This is a genomic window from Vibrio galatheae, from assembly GCF_000967545.1.
Taxonomy (GTDB): Bacteria; Pseudomonadota; Gammaproteobacteria; order Enterobacterales; family Vibrionaceae; genus Vibrio; species Vibrio galatheae.
Genome location: NZ_JXXV01000043.1, coordinates 1 through 4,895 on the forward strand (window position 1 = coordinate 1; position 4,895 = coordinate 4,895).

Here is a 4,895-nt window from a genome sequence, read left to right on the forward strand (position 1 = left end):
CACCTTAACAGGGCGTTAGGTTGCTTTTAAGATCGCAAGCTTGGTAGTTCGTCGCTCAGCCACTTCAAGTCCATCAGTTGAAGTTACTTTCGCGCTTGTGTGGCTCGAACATTTTCATGTGAAAGTTTCGTTTTGTGGCTAAATTTCAAGTTCAGTGATTCACCGTTTCTCAGCTTGTTCGGCCAAGTTCAGTTTTCAGAAACCGATTTTCCCAAAAGATTCTACGGTTCGGTGTTTTCAAATTCAGCGCATCTTGGTTCGGTGAATCACCGCAAAAACAGTGAAGTGTTTGTCATTTGAGTTCAGTGGCTGTTGCGGTGCACTCAACATTGGTGTTTTATAGTTCAACCACTGCATTCCAAATCAGCAAAAGCGCTTGGAATAAGCATTCCTAACAAACTGCTTAAGACGGACTGCCAACGCGCGGCGGTTTTACTTCTGGTTAGGTTTGGTGTTTACGGTGGTTTATTTGAGTTTTGTGGCATGTTGGCAGCCGCTTAGCAGGGCGTTAGGTTGCTTTTAAGATTGTAGGCTTGGTAGTTCAGCATTTAGCCACTTCAATTTCATCAATTGTCGATAGCTTTGGTGCCTGTGTGGCTCGAACATCTTTACGTGAAAGCCACGTTTTGTGGTTAAACTTTGAATTCAGTGGTTCACCGCTTTTCAGTTCGTTTGGCTAAGTTGAGTTTTGATAAATCGCTTATCCCAAAAGGTTATGCGGCTCGGTGTTTTCAAGTTCAGCGCATCTTGGTTTCGGTTAACCACCGCAAATTGGCTGAAGTGGTTGCCATTTGAGTTCAGTGCTTGTTGCGGTGCATTCAGCATTGGTGTTTTATGGGTCAATCACTGCATTCCAAATCAATAAAGGCGTTTGGAATAAGCATTCCTAACAAACTGCTTAAGACGGACTGCCAACGCTCGGCGGTTTTACTTCTGGTTAAGTTTGGTGTTTACGATGGTTTATTTGAATTTTGTGGCATGTTGGCCGCCACTTAGCAGGGCGTTAGTTGCCCAGTCGACATAATTAGTCCGTTGGGAATTTTTGTTTTTGGTGTAGCACACGCATAACTCGAATGATATCACCTTCAACCCAGTAGGAAACAATCATCGAAATCTCAGGAATAATGAGCAATCGCCCTCTAATTCCGTCACGCTGGACTCCCATATGAGGTTGCTCTAAAAGGTTCTCAACTTTGGCTTCAATAATATTGTCGGTTTTGTCAGCAGCTTCAGGGTTGAAGTCGTAGAGAAACTCAAAGATCTTTTCGCGATCATTGAGAGACTCTTCTTCCCACAAAATCATAATTTGCCTCGGTTACGGATTTTAGCTTTACGCTCGGCCATACGAGATTTAGCTGACTCATGGTCAACAAAAGTGGCTTTTCCTGAGTCAAACTTCTCAAAAGCTAAGTTAACTTGTTCAGTTAACCATGCGTCGTGAGATAAAGTCTTTCTCTGTTGGTCAGCTAGTTGCTCAGTCAGTTCACGACAAGCGTCACTTAGTGTTCTGCCTTGGCTTTCTGCCATTTGCTGGGCTAGTCGTTTCGTTTCTTCATCAACACGAAACTGAATTCTGGTGTCCATGATGTGCTCCATATTTTGTGTGTGTACAAATGTTAGCACTAGGTTTGAAGTTGGGCAACTAACAATAAATTTAAGAGTGATTCACAACGCTTGGCGCTTTCACTTCAAGCAAGTTTAGTGTTTATGGCACAATGCTTTAGGTGAGGTGTTAGCGTTGTTCACACCTTAATTTGGCGTTATGTTCATGCAGAAAATCAATTGACGCGTGATAAAGTGTTAAGGAATAACGGGTACAGGATATGGTTAAGTTTTACTTGGATACAAAGTTGGCAATTATTATGAAGTTGTTTTTCTTTTCGATCGCTTCATATTTCTGTTACTCAATATTTGAAGTGTATGAACAAGGCTATGTTGTTGTTGGACCACATACTTCTTATTCTGGCGAATCTTTATTTAACGCAAGAGTTTTCAAATACGCGGTAATTGCCACTTGTGTTACCTGGCTAGCTATTGGTGGGGTCAGAGCTAAAAGCAAATGAATTGCTTAGATCTACCTGAGCAACCCTTATTGTTCGCTTAGCAATCATAAACATAACAAAGCGTTTAAGAGGGATTCTCAACGCTCGGCATTTTTGGTTTGAATCGGCTTTTGTGTTTACGGCACAATAATTAAATTTCGTGGCAGCGTTGCTCACCACTTAAGCGGGCGTTATATAGTGACGGGTTCGAGATGCCTGGTGCAACACGATGAATCAAGAGTATTACGTAAGATCGAGAGCGCCTCTTACAAGCGAAAATAAGGGTGAGCAGGGGGCATTCTCATGCTACCCTCAAAGCCCAGCTCGTCTGGTTAATACGCTTGCGATTAAAATCAGAACGAGCTGGGCTTTGAGGTAAGGCATTTTCCGCTGCCTCAGCTTCGATTTTTGCGTATCCAATAGGCAATTCGAGCTCGTGAAAAGCTCAGTACGGTTCTTTTGAAGCTCTAGTCACTAATATAACAAGACGTTCAAGAGCGACTCACAACGCGTGGCATTTTTATGTTGCGTCCAATATAGTGATTACGGAGGTCTGCAGCGACCGATGTATTGCGTTGCTCACGCCTTAACTAATCGTTAGAACTAGGAGGAAGTTTTGAAATACAAAATTGCATCATTTTTTATAAGTCTATCACTTATAGGGTGTTCAACCCCACCGATATCAACAGTTGAAAAAACTCTTGAGAAAGACTATGCCCATATGGACATACAGAGTGCTTTACAAGATTTTAAAGCTAATGGGTACTTTTGCTCTCGTTATAAGAAAGCTGAGAGTGACGAAAGGCTTAAAGTTGTCACTGATGGAACGTTAAATGAAGTTCAATTTTACATCTGTGATATTGAAGATTCTGATGCTATGTGTGTTTCAAGGGCAGGAACTAACTTAGTTAGCCAGTATGGAGTGGTAATTCGTGCAAACGGAATTCATGAATCTAAGACATGCCTTTGGGATTAGTTCTAACAAAGCGTTTAAGGCAGGTTCGCAACGCTTGGCATTCTAGGTTTGAATCAGCTTTAGTGTTTACGGCACAATGGTTTAGGTAGGGTGGTTTGCGTTGCTCACTACTTAACGCGGCGTTAGTTGCATTTAAGCATGAATTCGCAAGGTTTCTAGGAATATATAAAATGTGGAAAAAAGTCTATCTGGTCGTTATCCATGTATTAGCGGTTATCGGGATTTCAACGGTTTATTTGTCTATATCGGCTAGCCTAGGCCTCGATAAACAACGCACCGTCGTTGAACGTCCAAATGGTTGCCTAACTGGCGAAAGCGATAAAGTATTTAGTCTAGAGGGGAAGCGAGCAATACATGCACAGTTTTCCCAGTGTCCAAACAGTGACAACATAATGAAAGTGTGGCTTCAACCGGATGTGACTGTGACTAGGTACGAACTTATCTATGAGTCAGTGTATAACTCAGATGAGGTTATTGATATTTCATGGCGAAACGCACATGACATTGTTATCGGTATACCTAGTACAGTATATCCCTCGTCAGTCGTATCAAACCAAAATGGTATAGATGTATACGTGGAGAGCAAATAGCGTCGGTAAAACTGCAACTAACAAACAATTTAAGAGGGATTCACAACGCTCGGCATTTTTGTTTCTACTTCAAATTTAGTGTTTTTGGCACAATGCGTTAGGTTTGGTTAGAGGCGTTGTTCACCCCTTAATTGGGCGTTAGGTTGCTTTAAAGATTGCAGGCTTGTTAGTTCATCGCTCAGCCACTTCTAGTTCATCAGTTGAAGTTACTTTCGCGCCAGTGTGGCTCGAACATCTTCATGTGAAAGCGCCGTTTTGTGGCTCAATTTCGAGTTCAGTGGTTCACCGTTTTTGAGCTTGAACGGCCTTGTCTAGTTATCAGAAACCGCTTGTCCTAAAAAGGCTCTGCGGTTCGGTGTTTGAAGCTCAGTGTATTTTGGCTCAGCGAACCACCGCAAAAAAGTGAAGTGCTTGTCATTTGAGTTCAGTGCTTGTTGCGGTGCTTTCAACATTGGTGTTTTATAGGTCAACCACTGCATTCCAAATCAGCAAAGGTGCTCGGAATAAGCATTCCTAACAAACTGCTCAAGACGGACTGCCAACGCTCGGCGGTTTTACTTCGAGTCAGGTTTGGCGTTTACGGTGGTTTGTTTAAGTTTAGTGGCAGGTTGGCAGCCACTTAGCAGGGCGTTATGTGATAAGGAGAGTCATGAAGCTAGTCATTTTCGATTGTGATGGAACTCTAGTTGATAGTGAGCTCCTGTGTAATTTAGCATTAGAGCGTCAGTTGGCGGAAATTGGAGTGGAATGCAAAGCTAAGGCGTTACTTGATAAATTTCGAGGATGCAAATTGTCATCCATATTTGCTAGCTTGGAATCTGAGTTTTCTATTTCTCTACCGGAATCATTTGAATCTGAATATCGCTATAAAGTGGGTGAACTTTTCGATGAACATTTAAAGCCCAATCCTGGTGTTAAAGAAGTCTTAGAATCACTTTCTATACCGTTTTGTATTGCTTCTTCTGCACCTAGAGAGAAAATCAACAGGGCTTTAAGCGTTACTGGTTTAGATGGTTACTTTATTAACAATATTTTTAGCTCGTACGACGTTGGTTCTTGGAAGCCTGAACCAAAGCTATTTTTACATGCGGCAAATGCGATGGGCTTTAACCCAGAAGACTGCTGTGTGGTGGAGGATAGTTTGTTAGGTTTGGAAGCAGCAACCAATGCAAAAATGAAAGCTGTCTATTACGCACCTAAAGTTGCAGAGCAAAACTACTTCGGAGCTGTTCAAATACAGAACATGTCGGAGTTGGTCGAAATTATCACTTAGTATCAAGTTTGAAG

The 4,895-nt window shown here is 42.1% G+C and carries 6 protein-coding genes; 3 read left to right on the top strand and 3 right to left on the bottom strand.

The window, feature by feature from the left end; all coding sequences use genetic code 11:
* Positions 1-663: 663 nt before the first annotated feature.
* From TW81_RS19335 to TW81_RS18580, 3 genes are all read right to left on the bottom strand, one after another.
* Positions 664-843: a hypothetical protein gene (locus TW81_RS19335; RefSeq protein ID WP_156980992.1), complete on the bottom strand. Its 180-nt coding sequence runs from the start codon at positions 841-843 to the stop codon at positions 664-666.
* Between the two features lie 181 nt (positions 844-1,024).
* On the bottom strand, positions 1,025-1,303 hold the full coding sequence (locus tag TW81_RS18575) for a type II toxin-antitoxin system RelE/ParE family toxin (protein ID WP_045957233.1): 279 nt from the start codon (positions 1,301-1,303) through the stop codon (positions 1,025-1,027).
* Complete coding sequence (locus tag TW81_RS18580) at positions 1,300-1,584, bottom strand: type II toxin-antitoxin system RelB/DinJ family antitoxin (RefSeq protein WP_005497249.1); 285 nt, start codon at positions 1,582-1,584, stop codon at positions 1,300-1,302. Before TW81_RS18580 ends, TW81_RS18575 begins: the two co-directional genes overlap by 4 nt.
* Before the next feature lie 1,074 nt (positions 1,585-2,658).
* Here TW81_RS18580 and TW81_RS18590 point away from each other — a divergent pair.
* The 3 genes from TW81_RS18590 (at position 2,659) to TW81_RS18600 (ending at position 4,881) form a co-directional block, all read left to right on the top strand.
* Complete coding sequence (locus TW81_RS18590) at positions 2,659-3,018, top strand: hypothetical protein (RefSeq protein ID WP_045957235.1); 360 nt, start codon at positions 2,659-2,661, stop codon at positions 3,016-3,018.
* Positions 3,019-3,188: 170 nt separating this feature from the next.
* Positions 3,189-3,608: a hypothetical protein gene (locus tag TW81_RS18595; protein ID WP_045957236.1), complete on the top strand. Its 420-nt coding sequence runs from the start codon at positions 3,189-3,191 to the stop codon at positions 3,606-3,608.
* Positions 3,609-4,257: 649 nt separating this feature from the next.
* Entirely contained in the window at positions 4,258-4,881 is a 624-nt protein-coding gene (locus TW81_RS18600; protein ID WP_045957237.1) for an HAD family hydrolase, read from the top strand.
* Positions 4,882-4,895 lie beyond the last annotated feature (14 nt).

Excerpts from the sequence above, each read along its gene's own strand:
- TW81_RS18575 (WP_045957233.1), bottom strand. The coding sequence starts at position 1,303 with ATGATTTTGTGGGAAGAAGAGTCTCTCAATGATCGCGAAAAGATCTTT.
- TW81_RS18580 (WP_005497249.1), bottom strand. The coding sequence starts at position 1,584 with ATGGACACCAGAATTCAGTTTCGTGTTGATGAAGAAACGAAACGACTA.
- TW81_RS18595 (WP_045957236.1), top strand. The coding sequence starts at position 3,189 with ATGTGGAAAAAAGTCTATCTGGTCGTTATCCATGTATTAGCGGTTATC.
- TW81_RS18600 (WP_045957237.1), top strand. The coding sequence starts at position 4,258 with ATGAAGCTAGTCATTTTCGATTGTGATGGAACTCTAGTTGATAGTGAG.